The sequence below is a fragment of the Roseococcus sp. SDR genome, assembly GCF_019083995.1.
Lineage (GTDB): Bacteria > Pseudomonadota > Alphaproteobacteria > Acetobacterales > Acetobacteraceae > Roseococcus.
In genome coordinates, this window is record NZ_JAHRCU010000014.1 from 21,919 (window position 1) to 40,091 (window position 18,173).

The 18,173-nt window shown below is 69.8% G+C and carries 24 protein-coding genes; 15 read left to right on the forward strand and 9 right to left on the reverse strand.

Annotated elements, in window-relative coordinates; all coding sequences use genetic code 11:
* Window position 1 precedes the first annotated feature (1 nt).
* Window positions 2–478, forward strand: coding sequence for a GNAT family N-acetyltransferase (locus KTR66_RS15880; protein WP_213614142.1), 477 nt, complete (start codon window positions 2–4; stop codon window positions 476–478).
* Between the two features lie 112 nt (window positions 479–590).
* Here the strand turns inward: KTR66_RS15880 and KTR66_RS15885 are convergent, their stop codons facing one another.
* The gene (locus tag KTR66_RS15885) at window positions 591–1,124 is read right to left on the reverse strand and encodes a TetR/AcrR family transcriptional regulator (RefSeq protein WP_213614144.1); all 534 of its coding nucleotides are present in this window, start codon (window positions 1,122–1,124) and stop codon (window positions 591–593) included.
* A 53-nt stretch (window positions 1,125–1,177) separates the two neighbouring features.
* Between KTR66_RS15885 and KTR66_RS15890 the strand changes: the two genes are divergently transcribed.
* A complete protein-coding gene (locus KTR66_RS15890) occupies window positions 1,178–1,531 on the forward strand; it encodes a DUF2306 domain-containing protein (protein WP_213614146.1) in 354 nt (117 codons plus the stop codon).
* Here the strand turns inward: KTR66_RS15890 and KTR66_RS15895 are convergent.
* The 4 genes from KTR66_RS15895 to KTR66_RS15910 all read right to left on the reverse strand — a co-directional run bounded on the left by KTR66_RS15895 (window position 1,510) and on the right by KTR66_RS15910 (window position 6,069).
* A complete protein-coding gene (locus KTR66_RS15895) occupies window positions 1,510–2,364 on the reverse strand; it encodes an ion transporter (protein ID WP_213614149.1) in 855 nt (284 codons plus the stop codon). The genes KTR66_RS15890 and KTR66_RS15895 overlap by 22 nt on opposite strands.
* Window positions 2,365–2,443: 79 nt before the next feature.
* The gene (locus tag KTR66_RS15900) at window positions 2,444–3,121 is read right to left on the reverse strand and encodes an NnrU family protein (RefSeq protein ID WP_213614151.1); all 678 of its coding nucleotides are present in this window, start codon (window positions 3,119–3,121) and stop codon (window positions 2,444–2,446) included.
* Window positions 3,122–3,171: 50 nt separating this feature from the next.
* Complete coding sequence (gene gmd / locus KTR66_RS15905) at window positions 3,172–4,206, reverse strand: GDP-mannose 4,6-dehydratase (RefSeq protein WP_213614153.1); 1,035 nt, start codon at window positions 4,204–4,206, stop codon at window positions 3,172–3,174.
* A 147-nt stretch (window positions 4,207–4,353) separates the two neighbouring features.
* A complete protein-coding gene (locus tag KTR66_RS15910; RefSeq protein WP_213614155.1) occupies window positions 4,354–6,069 on the reverse strand; it encodes an MFS transporter in 1,716 nt (571 codons plus the stop codon).
* On the opposite strand from KTR66_RS15910, the gene KTR66_RS15915 reads away from it, so the two are divergent.
* The gene (locus KTR66_RS15915) at window positions 6,005–6,178 is read left to right on the forward strand and encodes a hypothetical protein (RefSeq protein WP_213614391.1); all 174 of its coding nucleotides are present in this window, start codon (window positions 6,005–6,007) and stop codon (window positions 6,176–6,178) included. The genes KTR66_RS15910 and KTR66_RS15915 overlap by 65 nt on opposite strands.
* A 70-nt stretch (window positions 6,179–6,248) precedes the next feature.
* Here the strand turns inward: KTR66_RS15915 and KTR66_RS15920 are convergent, their stop codons facing one another.
* A complete protein-coding gene (locus KTR66_RS15920; RefSeq protein ID WP_213614157.1) occupies window positions 6,249–6,854 on the reverse strand; it encodes a hypothetical protein in 606 nt (201 codons plus the stop codon).
* Between the two features lie 157 nt (window positions 6,855–7,011).
* Here KTR66_RS15920 and KTR66_RS15925 point away from each other — a divergent pair, with 157 nt between their 5' ends.
* From KTR66_RS15925 to KTR66_RS15955, 7 genes are all read left to right on the forward strand, one after another.
* On the forward strand, window positions 7,012–7,320 hold the full coding sequence (locus tag KTR66_RS15925; RefSeq protein ID WP_213614159.1) for a DUF4212 domain-containing protein: 309 nt from the start codon (window positions 7,012–7,014) through the stop codon (window positions 7,318–7,320).
* Window positions 7,321–9,375, forward strand: coding sequence for a sodium:solute symporter family protein (locus KTR66_RS15930; protein WP_213614161.1), 2,055 nt, complete (start codon window positions 7,321–7,323; stop codon window positions 9,373–9,375). It abuts the gene before it with no gap.
* A gap of 86 nt (window positions 9,376–9,461) precedes the next feature.
* Window positions 9,462–9,788, forward strand: coding sequence for a hypothetical protein (locus tag KTR66_RS15935; protein WP_213614163.1), 327 nt, complete (start codon window positions 9,462–9,464; stop codon window positions 9,786–9,788).
* Between the two features lie 3 nt (window positions 9,789–9,791).
* Window positions 9,792–10,082: a hypothetical protein gene (locus tag KTR66_RS15940; RefSeq protein WP_213614165.1), complete on the forward strand. Its 291-nt coding sequence runs from the start codon at window positions 9,792–9,794 to the stop codon at window positions 10,080–10,082.
* 48 nt (window positions 10,083–10,130) lie between these two features.
* A complete protein-coding gene (locus tag KTR66_RS15945) occupies window positions 10,131–10,514 on the forward strand; it encodes a hypothetical protein (protein WP_213614167.1) in 384 nt (127 codons plus the stop codon).
* Window positions 10,515–10,570: 56 nt separating this feature from the next.
* Window positions 10,571–11,308, forward strand: a complete 738-nt coding sequence (gene dapB / locus KTR66_RS15950) for a 4-hydroxy-tetrahydrodipicolinate reductase (RefSeq protein ID WP_213614169.1) — start codon at window positions 10,571–10,573, stop codon at window positions 11,306–11,308.
* On the forward strand, window positions 11,305–11,628 hold the full coding sequence (locus KTR66_RS15955; RefSeq protein ID WP_213614171.1) for a cupin domain-containing protein: 324 nt from the start codon (window positions 11,305–11,307) through the stop codon (window positions 11,626–11,628). Before dapB ends, KTR66_RS15955 begins: the two co-directional genes overlap by 4 nt.
* A gap of 3 nt (window positions 11,629–11,631) precedes the next feature.
* Here the strand turns inward: KTR66_RS15955 and KTR66_RS15960 are convergent, their stop codons facing one another.
* A complete protein-coding gene (locus KTR66_RS15960) occupies window positions 11,632–11,820 on the reverse strand; it encodes a hypothetical protein (RefSeq protein WP_213614173.1) in 189 nt (62 codons plus the stop codon).
* 282 nt (window positions 11,821–12,102) lie between these two features.
* Window positions 12,103–12,876 (reverse strand): helix-turn-helix transcriptional regulator, encoded by a 774-nt coding sequence (locus KTR66_RS15965; RefSeq protein WP_213614175.1) that lies wholly within the window; start codon window positions 12,874–12,876, stop codon window positions 12,103–12,105.
* 60 nt (window positions 12,877–12,936) lie between these two features.
* On the opposite strand from KTR66_RS15965, the gene KTR66_RS15970 reads away from it, so the two are divergent.
* Window positions 12,937–14,160 carry an MFS transporter gene (locus KTR66_RS15970; protein WP_213614177.1) on the forward strand — a complete coding sequence of 408 codons (1,224 nt, stop codon included), beginning with the start codon at window positions 12,937–12,939 and terminating at the stop codon, window positions 14,158–14,160.
* Between the two features lie 4 nt (window positions 14,161–14,164).
* Here KTR66_RS15970 and KTR66_RS15975 read toward each other — a convergent pair whose 3' ends face one another.
* Window positions 14,165–14,788, reverse strand: a complete 624-nt coding sequence (locus KTR66_RS15975; protein ID WP_213614179.1) for a class I SAM-dependent methyltransferase — start codon at window positions 14,786–14,788, stop codon at window positions 14,165–14,167.
* A gap of 67 nt (window positions 14,789–14,855) precedes the next feature.
* On the opposite strand from KTR66_RS15975, the gene KTR66_RS15980 reads away from it, so the two are divergent.
* Genes KTR66_RS15980 through KTR66_RS15995 form a run of 4 tightly spaced genes read left to right on the forward strand, consistent with a single transcriptional unit; the run spans window position 14,856 to window position 18,075 of the window.
* Window positions 14,856–15,770, forward strand: a complete 915-nt coding sequence (locus KTR66_RS15980) for a hydrogen peroxide-inducible genes activator (RefSeq protein WP_213614181.1) — start codon at window positions 14,856–14,858, stop codon at window positions 15,768–15,770.
* Window positions 15,771–15,773: 3 nt separating this feature from the next.
* On the forward strand, window positions 15,774–16,448 hold the full coding sequence (locus tag KTR66_RS15985; protein ID WP_213614183.1) for a DUF533 domain-containing protein: 675 nt from the start codon (window positions 15,774–15,776) through the stop codon (window positions 16,446–16,448).
* A 2-nt stretch (window positions 16,449–16,450) separates the two neighbouring features.
* Window positions 16,451–17,677 carry a 3-sulfinopropanoyl-CoA desulfinase gene (acdA, locus tag KTR66_RS15990; RefSeq protein ID WP_213614185.1) on the forward strand — a complete coding sequence of 409 codons (1,227 nt, stop codon included), beginning with the start codon at window positions 16,451–16,453 and terminating at the stop codon, window positions 17,675–17,677.
* A complete protein-coding gene (locus KTR66_RS15995) occupies window positions 17,674–18,075 on the forward strand; it encodes a VOC family protein (protein ID WP_213614187.1) in 402 nt (133 codons plus the stop codon). The genes acdA and KTR66_RS15995 overlap by 4 nt, the downstream gene beginning before the upstream one ends.
* Window positions 18,076–18,173: the final 98 nt, after the last annotated feature.

Consider the following 18,173-nt stretch of genomic DNA (forward strand, 5'->3'; position numbering starts at 1 on the left):
CATGGAGATCCGGAACATCACGGCAGCCGACATGCCGGCCCTGCTCGCCCTCAACAACGCCGAGGCGGAGCGGGTGAACGCGCTGACCGAGTCGGCGCTGGCCGGCCTGCTGAGCTTCGCCTTCGCCGCGCGGATGACGGTGGACGGCCAGGCCTTCCTCATCGCCTTCGACCATGCGACGCCGCCGCAGGGGCCGAACCATGCCTGGTTCACCGCGCGGGAGAGCTATTTCGCCTATATCGACCGCGTGGTGGTGGCACCCGCGGCGCGCGGCAAGGGCGTGGCACGCGCGCTGTATGACGACCTCGCGAAGATCGCCAAGGCCGAGATGACCAACCTGCTGGTCTGCGAGGTGAATCTCGACCCGCCCAATCCGGAGAGCCTGGCCTTCCATGAGAGGCTCGGCTTCACCGCCTGCGGCGAGGCGGTGGACCGGCGGAACGGCAAGCGCGTGCAATACATGCGCAAGCCGATCTGAGCCGAGCCCGGTCGCCCTTGGCGCAGCCGAGGGCGTGAATCGGCCTCGCGACTCCAAGCCCGATCGCCCTTGGCGCAGCCGAAGGCGTGAATCGGCCGCGCAGCAACGCGCCTCAGCAGATCAGCCGGTCGATCAGCGCCTCAGGCTCTTCGGCGCCGGGGATGGCGCGGTCGAGCATGAGGTGGGCGAGGCCATGCACCATGCCCCAGCTTCGGATCGCTGCATCGCGGTCGCCGGTATTGGCCTGCAGCGCGCCGAAGGCCCCCTTGGACGCGGCCAGCAGCGCGGGGTGATCGCCGGCGCGGGCCAGCAGCGGGCCGAACATCAGCCGGAACCGGCCGGGGCGGGCGAGCGCGAAGCGCAGATAGGCGCGGCCGCGTGCCACATAGGGTGAGACATCGCCGGCGGCGACGGCGGCCTGCATGGCGGCGCCGAAGGCCTCGAAACCCCGCAGCGCGAGGGCCGCCAGCAGCGCCTCCTTGTCGGCGAAGTGGCGATAGGCGGCGGTGGGCGAAACGCCCGCCATCCGCGCGGCTTCCCGCAGGCTGACGGCGCCGTCCCCCCCCTGGTCGAGCAGCGCATCGGCGGCGTCGAGCAGTGCGGCGCGCAGATCGCCATGGTGATAGGGCTTTTCTGATGTTGACATCGTTCACATTGGCCTTATGTTGACGATGCTAACATGACAAAGGCTCCCGTGCCATGCTCTTCCTTCATCTGGGTTTCTCCCTTCTCGCCCTGGTGGCCATCCTCGCCATCATGCTGCTGCCCAAGGGCCGGATGGCCCATCGCTGGCTCGGCCGGATCGCGGCCGGGGCGCTGGTGCTGAGCGCCCTCTCCTCCTTCGGCATCCAGGCGCGCGGGCATCTCTCCTGGCTGCACATCCTCTCGGTGGTGACGCTGGTGAACGTCGCCTGGGCGGTCTGGGCCATCCGGCACGGGCGGGTCAGCAGCCACAAGCGCGCGATGATGGGCAGCGCCGGCGCGCTCTTCATCGCCGGGCTCTTCGCCACCTTCGCGCCGGGGCGCTATCTCTATGGCGTGTTCTTCGGCTGAGCCTTGAGCGCGGCGATCTCGGCCCTGAGCGCGCGCACCTCCTGCACCAGCGCACGCAGATCGGCGCGGTCGGCGCTCTTCTCGGCCGCTTCGGCCGCGGCAGCCCCGGCGCCGCGGTCATCCCGCAGCGTCTGGATGCTCTCGACGATGACGCCGATGAAGAGGTTCAGCACGACGAAGGTGGAGACCACGATGAAGGGCAGGAAGAAGACCAGCGCCCAGGGCTTCGCCTCCATCGCCGGCTTCACGATATTGGCCCAGTCATCCAGCGTCATGAGCTGGAACAGGGTGAAGAGGCTGGCGCCGAGCGTGCCGAACTCCTCCTCCATCACGCCGCCGAAGAGCTTCGTCGCCATCACCGCGAAGACGTAAAAGAGCAGCGCCATGAGCAGGACGATGCTGCCCATGCCCGGCAGGGCGCCCAGCATCGCCTCCACCACGTTGCGCAGGCTCGGCACCACCGAGATCAACCGGAGCACACGCAGGACGCGCAGCGCCCGCAGCACGGCGAGCGGCCCGCTGGCCGGCATCCAGGCGATGGCGACGACGATGAAGTCGAAGATGCCCCAGGGGTCGCGGAAGAAGCGGCCGCGGAAGGCGTAGATGCGCAGCGCCAGCTCGGCCGTGAAAAGCCAGAGCAGGACGGCGTCCAGCGCGTAGAGCAGGCTGCCATAGCCCTCCATCACGCTCTCGCTGGTCTCGAGGCCGAGCGTCACCGCGTTCAGCAGGATCAGCCCGATCACCACCCGCTGGAAGAGCGGGGCGAGGACCAGCCGCGCCACGCGGGCGCGCAGGTCATCCCCGGCGTCGAGGGCGGTCAGGGCTTCCTGCATGTCCGAATCTCCATGTGCCGCGCCTGCAATGGCGGCGCGCGCGCCGGGGATCAAGCCCCTCCGGTATGGAGATCCCGGGTCAGAACGGCAGCGCCGGGTAACCGAAGAGCCAGGGATGCGCCACCAGCAGCCCGATCCAGGCGAGGCCGCCGATGATCCAGACCAGGCGCGGGATCTCCTCCAGCACCAGCCTGTTCCGCCCCACCAGGATGGCCAGGAAGGGCAGCTTGGAGGTGACGGGCGCGAGGCGCGCCCACATCTCGGGGTCCCGCGCCGCCAGCTTGCGATCAATCGAGGGCATGCCGACCAGCGCGGTCACCAGGAAGGCGCCGAAGAAGAGCACGCCCGAGAGGCTGCCCTTGGCGATCAGGTGCAAGGCCGCCCAGCCCGCGAAGGACCAGAGCATGGGGTGGCGGGTGATGCGCTGGATGCCGCGCGGCCCCTCCTCGCCCAGCTTGCCGGCGACGGCGGTGGGGTTGGGGGTCGCGACCGAGGCGACGAAGAGCAGCAGGACGGGCAGCATCAGCAGCGCCATGATCCAGCGCCAGGCGTCGGGCACGCGCCAGAGAGGCACATAGGGCGCCGCCTGCCAGGCCATGACGAGCAGCGTGATGCTCACCACCGAGAGGATCGAATAGGCGATGCGGAACCCCGCCTCGCCCAGCGATTGCGCGAGGCGCGCGCGCACCGTGGTGCCCGCGATGCCGACATGCACGCCGACCCAGAGGAGCGCCGCAGCGAGAAGAAGGAGCATCATGGCGGCGAGCATAGCGGGGCCGGCCCGGGCCCCGCCATGCGGAAATCGCCTCAGCCGTCCGAGAGGGCCGCGATGTCGGCGCGGACCATCTCGGCCACCATCGCCTGCAAGCTGGTTTCGGGCCGCCAGCCCAGCACCCGCGCCGCCTTGGCGGCATCGCCCACCAGCAGGTCCACCTCGGCCGGGCGGAAGAAGGCGGGGTCCACGCGCACCAGCACACGGCCGGAGGCACGGCAGCGCCCCACCTCCTCGACGCCCTGGCCCTGCCACTCCAGTTCCACGCCGATCTCGCGGAAGGCCAGCGTCGCGAAGTCGCGCACGCGGTGCGTCTGGCCGGTGGCGAGCACATAGTCATCGGCCACGGGCTGCTGGGCGATGCGCCACATGCCCTCGACATAGTCGCGCGCATGGCCCCAGTCGCGCTGCGCCTCGAGATTGCCGAGCGCCACGTCGCGCTGGCGGCCGAGATGGATGGCGGCCACGGCGCGGGTGATCTTCCGGCTGACGAAGCCCTCGCCGCGGCGGGGGCTCTCATGGTTGAAGAGGATGCCGTTGGAGGCGTGCATCCCGTAGCTCTCGCGGTAGTTCACCGTGATCCAGAAGCCGTAGAGCTTCGCGACCCCGTAGGGCGAGCGCGGGTGGAAGGGCGTCAGCTCGTTCTGCGGCACGGCGCGCACCTTGCCGTAGAGCTCGCTGGTCGAGGCCTGGTAGAAGCGCGTGGTCTTCTCCAGGCCGACGAGGCGGATCGCCTCCAGCAGGCGCAGCGTGCCCAGGCCATCCGCATCCGCCGTGTATTCCGGCACCTCGAAGCTGACGGCGACGTCGCTCTGGGCGGCGAGGTTGTAGAGCTCGTCCGGCTGGCAGTCATGGACGACGCGGATCAGGTTGCCGCCATCCGTCAGATCCCCCTCATGCAGGATGAGGCGGCCCTCATTCGCGGGCGTGATGAGGTGCGCGATGCGGGCCCGGGCGGCGGCCCCGCTCCGGCGCAGCAGGCCATGCACCGTGTAGCCTTTGTCCAGCAGGAGTTCGGCGAGGTAGGAGCCATCCTGTCCGGTGATGCCGGTGATGAGAGCCGAGGGCATGCGTCGCCTTGTTCCGGTGTGCGCGCCAGCCATACCGCAAGCGGGGCCGCGCACCAATCGCGCCGGGTGCATCAAGACAAAGCCGGCCCATAAAAAACGCCGGGGGTTGCCCCCCGGCGCCCGTCATCCCGAAGCGGGGATGTGAGGTCAGTGCTTGGCCGAGCCGTCCGCGTTCTCGGCGAAGATGTCCCGCTTGTAGGTCTCGGGCACCATGAAGATGCCGATGACGACCGTCGCGAGCGCGATCACGATCGGGTACCAGAGACCGGCATAGACGTCGCCGGTCTGGGCGATGATCGCAAACGCCGTGGCGGGCATCAGGCCACCGAACCAGCCATTGCCGATGTGATACGGCAGCGACATGGAGGTGTAGCGGATGCGGGTGGGGAAGAGTTCCACCAGCGCCGCCGCGATCGGGCCGTAGACCATGGTCACGTAGATCACCAGAAGGGTGAGCATCAGGATCAGAACGGCCGGCTGCTCGCGGAAGACGTCGAAGGGACCGGACATCTTCACGACGGAGGGATTGGCCGCCGTCGGATAGTTCACCGCATTGAGCGCTGCCGTCAGCTGCGCCTGGAATTGCGGGTTGATGCGCGTCTGGCCGCCCTCCGTGACGGTGGCATTCACCACCGGCTGGTTGGCGATCTGCACCGTCACCGCCTGCTGGCCCGGGGTGTTCTGGACGCGGTAGTTGACCGAGGCGCGGGCGAGCGCGGCCTTGGTCACGTCGCAGGGCTGGGTGAAGCGGGCCGTGCCCGTCGGGTTGAACTGGAAGGAACAGGCGGAGGTATCGGCCGAGACGACGACCGGGATGCTGGCATGGGCGGCCGAGAGGGCGGGGTTCGCCTCATGGCTGATCAGCTTGAACATCGGGAAGTAGGTCACGGCGGCGATGAGGCAGCCGCCCAGGATGATGGGCTTGCGGCCGATCTTGTCCGAGAGCCAGCCGAAGAAGACGAAGCCGCCCGAGCCCAGCACGAGCGACCAGGCGATCAGCATGTTCGTCGTGAAGCCGTCCACCTTCAGCACGGAGCCGATGAAGAACAGCGCGTAGAACTGGCCGGTGTACCAGACCACGGCCTGGCCCATGACGAGGCCGAGCAGGGCGAAGAGCGCGATCTTGGCGTTCTTCCACTGGCCGAAAGCCTCACCCAGCGGCGCCTTGGAGACCTTGCCCTCGTCCTTCATCTTCTGGAAGGCCGGGCTTTCCTGCATCTGCATGCGGATCCAGACCGAGATGGCCAGAAGGGCCAGCGAGAGCAGGAAGGGCACGCGCCAGCCCCATTCGGCGAAGGCGGCCTCGCCCAGGATGGAGCGTGTGCCCAGGATCACGAGCAGCGAGAGGAAGAGGCCCGCGGTCGCCGTGATCTGGATGAAGCTGGTGTAGAAGCCGCGCCGCCCGTTGGGGGCGTGCTCGGCCACGTAGGTCGCGGCACCGCCATATTCGCCACCCAGCGCCAGGCCCTGGAGCATGCGCAGGATGATGAGGCCGATCGGCGCCAGGATGCCGATCTGGTCCGAGGTGGGCATGATGCCGACGATGAAGGTCGAGGCACCCATGATCACGATCGTGACGAGGAAGGTGTATTTGCGGCCGACAAGGTCCCCCAGGCGGCCGAAGACCAGCGCGCCGAAGGGGCGGACGAGGAAGCCGGCGGCGAAGGCCAGCAGCGCGAAGACGTTGCGCGTCGTCTCGTCATACATGGAGAAGAACTTCAAGCCGATGACGGCGGCGAGCGAACCGTAAAGGTAGAAGTCATACCACTCGAACACGGTGCCGAGGGAGGAGGCCAGGATGACCTTCTTCTCCTCGGGCGTCATCGGCTGTGGACCCGATGCCGCGACTGCTGCTGATGCCATTCCCAACCCTTTCTTTTTTTCAGACGACAGCGTCCATGCGAACACGGGCTGGTGGCGCGCGGCGACCAGCGAGGCAGTGTCAGCAAAAAGACAGGATGGTTGTGGCTGAGACCTTGCGCTGGATCAAATTAAGCGTGCGTGCCGAAAGTGTAATTCATTGCATTGCTGCGCCGCAAAAATTACCGTGATTTCAGGAGATTGCGGGCTGTCTGCGCGGCATCGAAACGACGCTCGAACTCCTGTTGCGTGCTCACGATCTGGAAGCGCAGCGCGCCCTTGATCGCGAGGCTTTCGCCCTGCCGCTGCTCGGCATGGATGGGCAGGGTGGCGAAGAGGACCGGCTCGGCCAGCAGCGGCAGGCGGTGCGCAGGCAGGGCGGGTTCGGCCTGCAGCTTGGCCAGGTGGTGCGGCAGCGTGTCGCGCGCAGCCTCGGCACTCGGCGCCTCCTCCGCCGGCGGCGGCTCGGAGACCAGGGCGGCGGCGTGCAGCGGCGCCAGGGCGGCGGCAAGCTGGCCCTCGCGGCCCGGGGCATGCGGGCGCAGATGCGCCTCGATGAGCGCCGTGACATCGGTCAGCGCCGAGAAGAAGACCTGCCAGCGGCAATGCTGGAGTGCCGCCTGGAAATCCGGGTCGGCGAAGAGCTGTTTTTCGCTGCGGCCGGCCTTCACGCGGCAGTAGTCCAGCACCGTCTTCTGCGCGACATAGGCGGCCTGGCCATGCAGGAAGTGGCCGAGGGCCTCGGGCGAGGCCTCGGGGCGGCGGCGGAAAAAATCGAGAAGGGCCAAGGGCTGCACTCCGACTGGCCGGGGGTATGGCGCGAAAGCCACGGCCTTTCCATGGGATTAAACATTAACCATTCTTAACTCATCAGCCCTCTACCGTTTCGATAGATGACAAATTGGAGGGCGTGGGTCGGAAACCCGCGCCGGGAGGAGAGAGAGCATGCCCTTAGTTGAGTCCGGTCCCGAGCCGGAATCCGCAACCACCGCGGCCGTGGACCCGGCCACCGCGCAAGCCTATTGGAAGAAGACCTCCGCCCTCATGTGGACGGTCCTCGCCATCTGGTTCGCGGCTGGCTTCGGCGTGCATTTCTTCGCGCAGACGCTGAACCCCATCCATATCTTCGGCTTCCCGCTCGGCTTCTACATGGCCGCGCAGGGCAGCCTCATCGTCTTCGTCGTCGGCCTCTTCTGGTTCGCCAAGCGCCAGAACGAGATCGACGAGGAGTTCGGCGTGCAGGAGGACGCGTAAATGGCCGACGCCACCGGGGCGAAGGACCCCTTCATCTCCAATCTGAACAAGATCTATGTCGGCTACACGGGCGGCTTCGCCTTCTTCGTGGTGCTGCTGGGCATTCTTGAGCAGATGGGCGTGCCCGATCGCGTGATCGGCTACCTCTTCGTGTTCCTGACGATCGGCGTCTATGCCTATATCGGCATCATCAGCCGCACGCAGGTCGCTTCCGAATACTATGTGGCCGGGCGCCGCGTGCCCGCCATCTATAACGGCATGGCCACCGGCTCCGACTGGATGTCGGCGGCGAGCTTCATCGGCATGGCGGGCAGCCTCTATGCGCTCGGCTATGGCGGCCTCGCCTTCATCCTGGGCTGGACCGGCGGCTACATGCTCGTCGCGATCCTGCTGGCGCCCTACCTGCGCAAGTTCGGCCAGTACACCGTGCCGGACTTCCTGGGCGCCCGCTTCGGCGGCAACTGGGCGCGCTCCATCGGCGTCGTCGTCCTGATCACCGCCTCCTTCGTCTATGTCGTGGCGCAGATCGTGGGTGTCGGCATCATCACCCAGCGCTTCCTGGACGTCTCCTTCACGGTCGCCGTCTTCCTGGGCCTCGCCGGCATCCTGGTCTGCTCCATGCTGGGCGGCATGCGTGCGGTGACCTGGACGCAGGTGGCCCAGTACATCATCCTCATCATCGCCTACCTGATCCCGGCGATCCTGATGTCGGTGAAGATCTCGGGCGTGCCCATCCCGCAGCTGATGTACGGCCTCGCGCTGGAGCGCATCGAGGTGCTGGAGCAGGGCTTCCGCGCGGCCGGCATGACGCCGCCGCCGGGTGTGACCGGCTGGCACACCGCGCCCTTCATCGGGCCCAACGGCCAGTTCTCCATGAACGCGGCGGTCAACTTCTTCGCGCTGATCTTCTGCCTCATGGTCGGCACCGCGGCCCTGCCGCACGTGCTGATGCGCTACTTCACGACGCCGTCGGTGCGTGAAGCGCGTGCGTCCGTCGCCTGGTCGCTGTTCTTCATCTTCCTGCTGTACTTCACGGCGCCGGCCTATGCGGCCTTCGGCAAGCTGGAAATCTACCAGACCGTGATCGGCCAGCCGATCGCGAACCTGCCGGAGTGGATCAAGAACTGGCAGATCATCTCGCCCTACGGCACGCCCTGGATCAACATCGTGGACGTGAACCGCGACGGCATCGTGCAGTGGGGCGATTTCCGCATCCACCCCGACGTCGTCGTGCTCGCGACCCCCGAGATCGCGGGCCTGCCCTACGTCATCGCGGGCCTGGTGGCGGCCGGTGGCCTCGCCGCCGCGCTCTCCACCGCGGATGGCCTGCTGCTGGCGCTGGCCAACGCGCTCAGCCATGACGTGTACTACAAGATGATCAACCGCGATGCGCCGACGGCGAAGCGCCTGATCATCTCGCGCGTGCTGCTCCTGATCGTGGCGGTCGCCGCGGCCTGGACGGCGGGCTCCATGGGCGCCGACATCCTGTTCCTCGTCGCCTGGGCCTTCTCCATCGCCGCCGCCGGCCTCTTCGGCGCGCTGGTGATGGGCGTCTGGTACAAGAAGACCACCAATGCCGGCGCCTGCTGGGGCATGGCCGTGGGTTACCTCGTGACCTTCTTCTACCTGATCTGGTCCGAGTTCTTCGGCCTCAGCTTCATGCAGACCTTCGGCACGAAGGAGGCGATCCTGCGCGCCGCCACCGCGACCGCGGCGCTGCCGCAGGCCTCGGCCGAGCTGAAGGCCTATGCGGCCGGGCTCGTGGCGAATGCCTCCGCGATCCAGGACGGCTCGCTGGCCTGGTTCGGCTCGCTCTGGGCCGGCTCGGGCCTGCCGACGGACCATGTGGTGCTGCGTGGCCGCGTGGTCGGGCGCCTCTGGGGCCTGAACAACATCTCGGGCGGCGTGTTCGGCGTGCCGCTCTCCTTCCTGACCATCTACCTGGTCTCGAAGTTCACCACCGCCCCGTCTCAGGCGATGCAGAACTTCGTGGAGGATATCCGCATCCCGCGTGGCGGCGTTCGCCTCGCCGACCGTCGCGAGGCGGTGGAGTAAACAGAACCCGCGCTTTCGGGTAACAGGGGCGGCCACGGCAGCGTGGCCGCCCCATCTTTTTTTGAGAGCACCCAGCAGCAGGGCCCATGGATCAGCCGCATTTCGTCTTCGGGCACCTGCCCTTCTGGCTCATCACCTATACGCTGGCGCTGACGGCCTGGGCCTGCCTCGGCCGCTTCATGATGAGCTTCTTCCTGCCGCCCGAGAGCCCCAACTATATCTGGCGCGGCTTCCGCGCCCTCAGCGACTGGGCGGTCTGGTGCGCCGCACGGCTGGTGCCGAGCTATGTCGCCGGGCGCTACCTGCCGCTGGTCGCCATGTGCTGGCTCTTCGGGCTGCGCATGGTCTTCGGCATCTTCATGATTTCCGCCGGCTGGGCCCCGCGCCTTGCCCCGGCCGCGACGGGGGGCTGAGCGATGACACCGCAGGGCCTCTTCGTCACCATCGTCTCGGTCTGCCTGATCAACGGCTTCATCTCGCCCATGCTGGCCGTCGCCTGGCATCTCCATCCGGTCTGGATGCCGGAGATGCTGCCCGCGACGCGCGAGACCATCTTCTATGGCGCGAGCCTGATGGTCTCGACCGGCACGCTGCTGCTCTCGGCCGTGCCGGGCGCCATCGCGGAGCGGCTGGGCCTCTCGCTCACCAACGCCATGTGGGTCTGGCTGGGCAGCGCGGTGCTGCTCGTGATGTTCGGCTTGCGCTGACCGCAACCGCTGCGTGTAGGATGGCGCTCTCCCTGCCCGGAGAGCCGCATGGATCGCCTGGACGCCTATACCGACATCTCCATCCGCCGCGCCTGCGCCTTCGTCGGCCTGGGCGCGGTGACCGTCATGCTCTCCCTCTCCTTCGACCCGGTGCTGGCCTTCCGCACGGGCGCGGAGATCGCGGCGGTGCTGGCGGTGGGCCTGGCTTACGCTGCCTGGCGCGCGCCGCGCCGCAACATCCGCCACACCGAGGTCTATGCCATGCTGCGCGGGGCGGGCGTGCCGGCGAACTGGCTGAGCGCCGAGGTGAACCGGGTGCAGATCGTCTCCGTCCTGCGCGCGCGCCTCGCCTGGCATGCCGAGCGGGTGGCGGTGACGGCCGTCGCCCTCTGGGCGCTGGCGCTGATGTTCTGGCTGTTGCGCCCCGGCTGATCCGCCCCTGTTCCCCACCCCTGTTCCCCGCCCTTGGGGCATGGCAAGAACCGGGCATGACGCAGATCGGCATTGCCGGCATCGCCGGCCGCATGGGCAAGCTCCTGGCCGAGGAGGTGGCGGCCGCGGGCTGCACCCTCACCGGCGGCACCGGGCGGGCGGATGACCCGCGCGCGCTCTTCGAGCGGAGCGAGGTGGTGATCGATTTCACCCACGCGCATGCCGCGCCGCGCCACGCGGCGCTGGCGGCCGAGCTGGGGCGCGGGCTGGTGCTCGGCTCCTCCGGCCTTTCGGCGGAGGAGGAGGCGGCGGTGGCCGAGGCCGCCAAGCGCGCGCCCATCGTCTATGCGGCGAATTTCGCGACCGGCGTGAACCTCGTTCTCGCCATGGCGGAGAAGCTGGCCGCCGCCCTGCCCGGCAGCCAATACGATGCCGAGATCGTGGAGATGCATCACCGGCAGAAGGTGGATGCGCCCTCGGGCACCGCCATCGCGCTCGGCCGGGCCGTGGCCCGCGGGCGCGGCACCACGCTGGAGGAAGCAGGCCGCGAGTCGGGGCGCGATGGGCATACCGGTGCGCGCGGCACCGGCACCATCGGCTTCGCGGCGCTGCGCGGCGGGCAGGTGGTGGGCGAGCACACGCTGCTCTTCGCGGCGGGGTCCGAGCATATCGCGCTGACCCATCGCAGCTTCGACCGCCGCGCCTATGCGACGGGCGCGGTGCGTGCCGCGCAATGGCTGAAGGGCAAGCCGCCCGGCCTCTATTCGATGAATGACGTGCTCGGCCTCGGGTGAGCCGCTTCGTCTTCCCGTTGGCCGAAGCCATGGCGGCGCCGCCCGAACCCGGGCGGATCTCGGCGCGCATCTTCGGCCAGGGCAGCCTGGAGCTGCGCTGGTATGCGCCGCGGGGCGAGGACCCCCAGGGGCCGCATGAGCAGGATGAGGTCTATGTCGTCGTCACCGGCAGCGGCTGGTTCCGCCGCGGCGAGGAGCGGCTGCCCTTCGGGCCGGGGGATGCGATCTTCGTCCCCGCCCGCATGCCCCATCGCTTCGAGGATTTTTCGCCCGATCTCGGCGTCTGGGTGATGTTCTACGGGCCGCAGGGCGGCGAGTGAGGCTCAGGGCCGGACGATGCGCGGCGGGTGGTTGCCGAGCGTCGCCCAGTCTGGCCAGCCGATGAAGCGCTCCACCAGCACCAGCGCGACGCAGAAGACCAGCACCGCCACCAGGATCCGCACATGCTGGCGCGAGGGCGGGTGGCGGAACCATTGGGCGAGGCGGATGCCCCAGCGGATCATCGGGTCCATGACAGAGCCTCGCCGAGGGCTGATACCGACACCCACGGAGGACGACTCCTGGGGTGAGAGGGGCCTCCGGCGGCTGGGGCCGAAAGGCCCCAGACCCCAAATCTTGCTTCGATCTCCATCAAGCCATTGTATTCATCAAATGAATGGAATGGGGTCTGGGGCCTCGGCCCCAGCCGCCGGAGGCCCTTTTTTCCCTTTCGTATCAAGGCGAGCTGATCGGTCGAGGTCAGCGAAATCTGGTATGATTCACGCCCCTGGTGTGCCACCCAAGACGATCAGGCGCTATCGCGCCTCCCCCGGCGTGATCCCGAAGGCGGCGCGGAAGGCCGCGCCGAAGGCGGGCGCGCTGGCATAGCCGACACTGGCCGCTGCCTGGGCGGGCGTCGCCCCCTGGGCCAGCAGGGCGGCGGCCTCGGTCAGGCGGAGCGCCTGGCGCCAGCGGGCGAAGCCCATGCCCGTCTCGGCCTGGAAGAGGCGGGCCAGGGTGCGGGCGCTGGCGCCGCAGCGCGCCGCCCATTCCTCCAGGCTCAGGTCGCTGGCCGGGCTCGCCGCAAGCGCCTCGGCCAGGCGGCGCAGCCGCGCGTCGCGCAGCGCCGGCACGCCGAAGGGCAGGCGCGGGGCACGCGCCACCTCCTCCGCGATCAAGGCCGCCAGGTGCCCGCCGCGCCCGGCCTCGTCCCATTCCAGGGGTTCGGCGCAGGCGGCCAGGATCAGTTCGCGCAGCAGGGAAGAGACGCCGAGCACGGCGGGTGCGGCCTCCCCCACCCGCGCCGCATCGGCGCGGAAGAACAGGGCGCGCATGGCCACGCGGCCCTCGGTGCGGACCTCATGCTCCATCGCCGCCGGCACCCAGAGCGCGCGGCCGGGGGGGACGACGAAGCCGGCGCCGGGGGTGGCCACCCGCATCACCCCCTGCGTCGCGTAGAGCAGCTGCGCGCGGGCATGGGCGTGCCAGCCCGTCGCCTCCCCCTCCGCATAGTCGCGCGCGAAGGCGGCGAGCGGGCGGTCCACCTTCTCATGGGCGATCGTGCGCAGGTTTTGGCCGATCAGCGACATAGGTCGTCCTGACGTTGCTGGAGAGACAGGCTAGCCTCCCAGGACTGGAAAGGAAACGCCATGACTCCCGCCACGCGGCAGATCTGCTTCATCAACGCGGCCCACACCTTCACGCATTATGGACTGCTGGTGCTGGCCACCGCCGTGCTCGCCATGGTGCAGCAGGAGGAGGTGTTCGGGGCCGATTACGGGCCGATCCTGGCCCTCGGCACAGCCATGTTCGTGCTCTACGGGCTGGGCGCCCTGCCCATGGGCTGGCTGGCCGACCGCTTCGGCCGCAAGGCGATGATGTCGGCCTTCTTCCTGGGCTCGGGCGGCGGCATGGCGTTGGCGGGCTTCGTGGCGGGGCCCTGGGGGCTGGCCGTGGCGCTCGCCATGATGGGGGCGTTTTCCGCCATCTATCACCCGATCGGCACCGCCATCATCGCCGAAGCGGGCGGGGACCGGGTGGGCCGCGCCATGGGCATCAACGGCGTCTTCGGCAATCTCGGCGTGGCGCTGGCGCCGGTGGTCACCGCCTTCCTCGCCGCGCAATTCGGCTGGCGCTATGCCTTCGTCATCCCGGGCCTGGTCTGCATGGGCATCGGCCTGCTCTACCTGCGCGAGCCGCCCTTCGATGCGCGGAAGGCCGGCGTGCAGACGCGGCCCTTCCCCGTCATCCCGGCCGCCATCGTCCGCCGCGCCGTGATCTCGCTGCTGATGATCGCGACCGTCTCGGGTCTCGTCTTCAACGCCTATACGTTGCTGCTGCCCAAGCTGATGCAGGAGCGGCTGGCGAACAACCCGGATCTGCTGCCGGTGGTGGGGCTGCTCGCCTTCCTCGCCACGATCTGCGGCGGTGTCACGCAATACACCGTGGGGCAGATGATCGACCGCAAGACGCTGAAGAGCGTCTTCATGCCGCTCGCCATCGTGCAGGTGCCGGGGCTGCTGGCGCTCTCCTTCCTCGATGGCTGGGCGGTGCTGCCGATCTCGGCGATGGTCGCCGCCGCCATCTTCGGCCAGGTGACGGTGAACGAGACGATGACGGCGCGCTATGTGGCACCGGAACTGCGCGCGAAGCTCTATTCCATCCGCTTCACCGTGGGCTTCCTCGGCGCCGCGCTCGCCTCACCGCTGGTGGGTTTCCTGCATGAGGCGACGGGCGACATGGCCCTGGCCATGGTGGTGCTGGCGGGCGTCGCTTCCGTCACGCTCGGCTGCGCGCTCTGGTTCCCGAACCGGCCGGAGGAGCTGAAGCCCGAGATGTGGAGCCGCGCCGCGGCGCCCGCGCCGGCCGAGTGATCCGTCAGGCGCGCGCCGTCACATAGGCGCGGCGCGAGGGGTATTCGACCTCCGGGTAGGGCTCCCGCACCAGGGATTCCGTCACGGTGAAGCCCGCTTCCCGGAGCGCCTCCTCCAGCGCGCCCTCGGCGAAGAGGCGGAAGCCGAGGCGGACCGGCACGCCCCACATCGCCTCCGGCCGCAGCACGCCCTCGCCCAGATGCACCGCGGCGCGGAACTCGCCGCCGGGGAGGAGGGCGTGGCGGCAGGCACGGAGCGCGGGGGCGAGTTCCGGCGCCTCCAGATGGATCAGCGCATACATGGCGATGGCGCCGGCGAAGCGGCCGGGTCGGGCGCCCAGCGCGCGCAGGTCGCCCACCTCCCAGGCCAGGGTCGGGTGGGCGGCGCGGGCTTCGGCGATCATGCCGGGCGAGATGTCCAGGCCCAGCGTCTGCGCGCCCGCGGCGGCCAGGAAGGCCGCGACATGGCCCGGGCCGCAGCCGAGATCGGCCACCAGCCCGCGCCCTGCCATGTTGCGCGCGAAGTCCTGGAGCCAGGCGCGGTCCATCGGCTTGTGCGCGAGTTCGCCGGCGACGTGGCGGGCATATTCGGCGGCCAGGGCATCATAGTCGCGGGCGGTGGGGTCCATGGCGGCAGCATGGCACGGTGCGGCGCGCTTGACCCGCGCCGCCTTGCGGCACCAAGGAAGGGAGCGCATGACCCTCCCCTCGCCCCAGCAGCTTCGCTACCTCGCCGCACTCGCCGAGCATGGGCATTTCGGCCGCGCGGCGCAGGCCTGCGCCGTCACGCAATCCACGCTCTCCGCCGGCATCCTGGCGCTGGAGCGGCAGCTCGACGCCACGCTGATCGAGCGAGGGGCGACCAAGCGGCCGGTCTTCACCCCGCTGGGGCTGGAGGTGCTGGAGCAGGCGCGCGCCGCACTCGCCGCGCTGGAGGCGGTGAGCGAGACGGTGGCGACGGCGCGCGACCCGCTCTCCGGCACGCTGCGGCTGGGGCTGATCCCGACCATCGCGCCCTTCCTGCTGCCGCGGCTGATGCCGGCGCTGCGGAGCACCTTTCCGCGCCTGCAGCTCATCCTGCGCGAGGAGATGACCGAGCGCCTGATGGCTCAGCTCACGGAGGCGCGGCTGGATCTGCTGCTGCTGGCGCTGCCCTGCGACTGCGCGGGGGCGGAGATCGAGCCCATCGCGACCGACCCCTTCCTGCTCGCCCTGCCGCCGGGGCATCGGCTGGCGGGGCTGGCCGAGGTGCCGCTCGGCGCGCTTTCGGGCGAGCGTGTGCTGCTGATGGAGGATGGGCATTGCCTGCGGGCCCAGGCGCAGGAGGCCTGCGGGCTGCCGCGCGGCATGTCCTCCAGCGGTTTCGCCGCCACCTCGCTGCACACGCTGGTGCATATGGTGGCCGGTGGCTTCGGGGTCACGGTGCTGCCGCGCCTCGCGGTGGAAGGCGGCGTGCTGGGGGGCACGGATCTTGTGGTGCGGCCCATGCTGGCGGATATGCCGGGGCAGGCCGTGCCGGCGCGGACGCTGGCGCTGGCCTGGCGTCCCCGCAGCCCGCGCGCGGCGGAATTCCGCGCCCTCGCGCAGGCCATCGCGGCCGGATTGGAGTGAGAGATGGATCTGGGACGCATCTTCGGCGCGGTGCTGGGCGGGGCGGCGCAGCCCCCGCGACGGCGCAGCGGCAGCAGCCCCGCCCGGCAGAGTGGCGGCACCGGCCCCTTCGGCATGACCCAGGCGGAGACGCGGCAGGTGGGGCGGGCGCTGGGCGCGCTCGCCACCATCGCGGCCGAGGCGCTGTCGAAGTCGAGCCAGCCCGCGCCGGCGCCCGCTCCGCAGAAGGCCCCGCCGCCAGCCAAGGCGCCAGGCGCCTCGCCGCCGCCGGCACGCCGGCTGCCCGAGGTGGCACCCAAGGCGCCGCCCCCCGCCCCCACGGCCTCGGCCGAGCATGCCGAGGCGCGGCTGCTGCTGCGCGCCATGATCGCCGCCGCCCGCGCCGATGGCGTGGTGGACCGCGCCGAGCGGACCGCCATCGCCGCCCAGCTCGATGCCGCCGGGCTGAGTGCGGCCGAGCGCGACCAGGTGCTGGCCGATTTCGACCATCCGGCGACGGTCGAGGAGTTGTCCAATGCGGCGCGGGACCCCATTCTGCGCGCGCAACTTTACGCGGCGGCCTTCGCCGCGGCGGGCGAGGTCAGCGCGCTGGAACGCGCCTGGCTCGACCGCCTGGGCGAGGCGCTGAAGCTGCAACCCGCGGCCCGTCGGGCCATCGAGGACAGATTGGGGAAATGACCATGTTCACGCTCACCCCGGCCCAGGCCCGGATTCGCGACGCGGCCCGCGAGCTGGCGCAGGAAGCCTTCGCGCAATCCGCCGAGACCGACCGCAGCACGCAATATCCCTGGCCGATGGTCGAGAAGATGACCCAGGCCGGCTTCATGGGCATGACCGTGCCGCGCGAATGGGGCGGCCAGGGCGCCTCCTACCTCGATGCCGTGCTGGTGGTGGAGGAGATGGCCAAGGGCTGCGCCGTCTGTGGCCGCATCGCGGTCGAGGCCAATATGGGCGCGATCGGCGCCATCATGGCCTATGGCACGCCGGCCCAGAAGCGCATCGCGGCCGATCTCGTGCTGGCCGGCGACAAGCCCGCCATCTGCATCACCGAGCCCGAGGCGGGTTCCGCCGCCTCGGAGATGACCACGACCGCCGTGAAGCGCGGCGACCGCTGGATCATCAACGGGGTGAAGCACTGGATCACGGGCGGTGGCGTCTCGAAGCTGCACCTGATCTTCGCGCGCGCCATCGAGAATGGCGTGGAGCAGGGCATCGGCGGCTTCCTGGTGGTGCGCAACGGCGCGAATGATCCGGCGAACCTCGTCGTGCACAAGCGCATCCCCTCCATGGGGCTGTGCGGCATGCCGGAGGCGGAGCTGCATTTCCGCGACCTGGAAGTGGCGGACGACATGGTCCTGCGCGCGCCGGGCGGCTTCAAGCGCGGCTTCGGCAAGCTGATGGACGCGTATAACGGCCAGCGCGTGGGGGCGGCGACGGCCGCGCTCGGCATCGCGGCCGGCGCCTATGACCGCGCGCTGGAATTCGTGCAGCAGCGGCGCCAGTTCGGCCGGCCCATCGCGGAGTTCCAGGGGCTGGGCTGGATGCTGGCGGACATGTCCATCAAGCTCGAAGCGAGCCGGGCGCTGATCTGGCAGGCGGCCGCTTCGGCCGGGCCCAACGGCTTCCCGGACCGGCTGATGGCGGCCCGCGCCAAGGTGCTGGCGGCTGACAGCGCCGTGGAGGTGACCAACATGGCGCTGCAGCTCTGGGGGGCGGCGGGCTACTCGCGGGACAACCCGATGGAGCGCGCGGTGCGCGATGCGCGGATGTTCCCCATCGCCGGCGGCACGGCGCAGATCCTGCGCAACCAGGTGGCGGAGCAGCTGCTCGGCCGCAAGCTGCCGCAGACGCGCGACGGCCTGCTGAAGATCGCGATGGAGGAAGCGGCGAAGGTCGCCGCCGAATGAGGCCCGCGCTCGATCAGCAGGTCACCTTCCTCTACGCCGAGAACCCCGAGGAATGCTGGCGCTTCTACGAGGAGGTGCTGGAACTGCCCCTGGTGCAGGACCAGGGCAGCGTGCGGATCTATGGCATTGACGGCACGCGCGCCTTCGTCGGCGTCTGCCGGGCGCGGGCGCCGCGCGCCTCGGAGAATCCGCGCGTGGTGGGCGGCGTGGTCTTCACGCTGGTGACGCAGGATGTGGAGGGCTGGCACGCCTTCCTGACCGCCAAGGGCGTGACCCTGCCGATGGCGCCCACCTATTCCGAGGCCTACCGGATCACGCATTTCTTCTTCCATGATCCGGCCGGCTACACGATCGAGGTGCAGCGCTTCGAGCGGCCGGACTGGCCGGCGGTCGGGTAAGGGACGGCCCGCAGGGCCGAAAGCGCGAATGCGCGTCGCCGCTGATGCGGCGAAGCCAAGCCGCGCGGGCGCGCGGCGCCCGGCGTATGAGGGGCGCG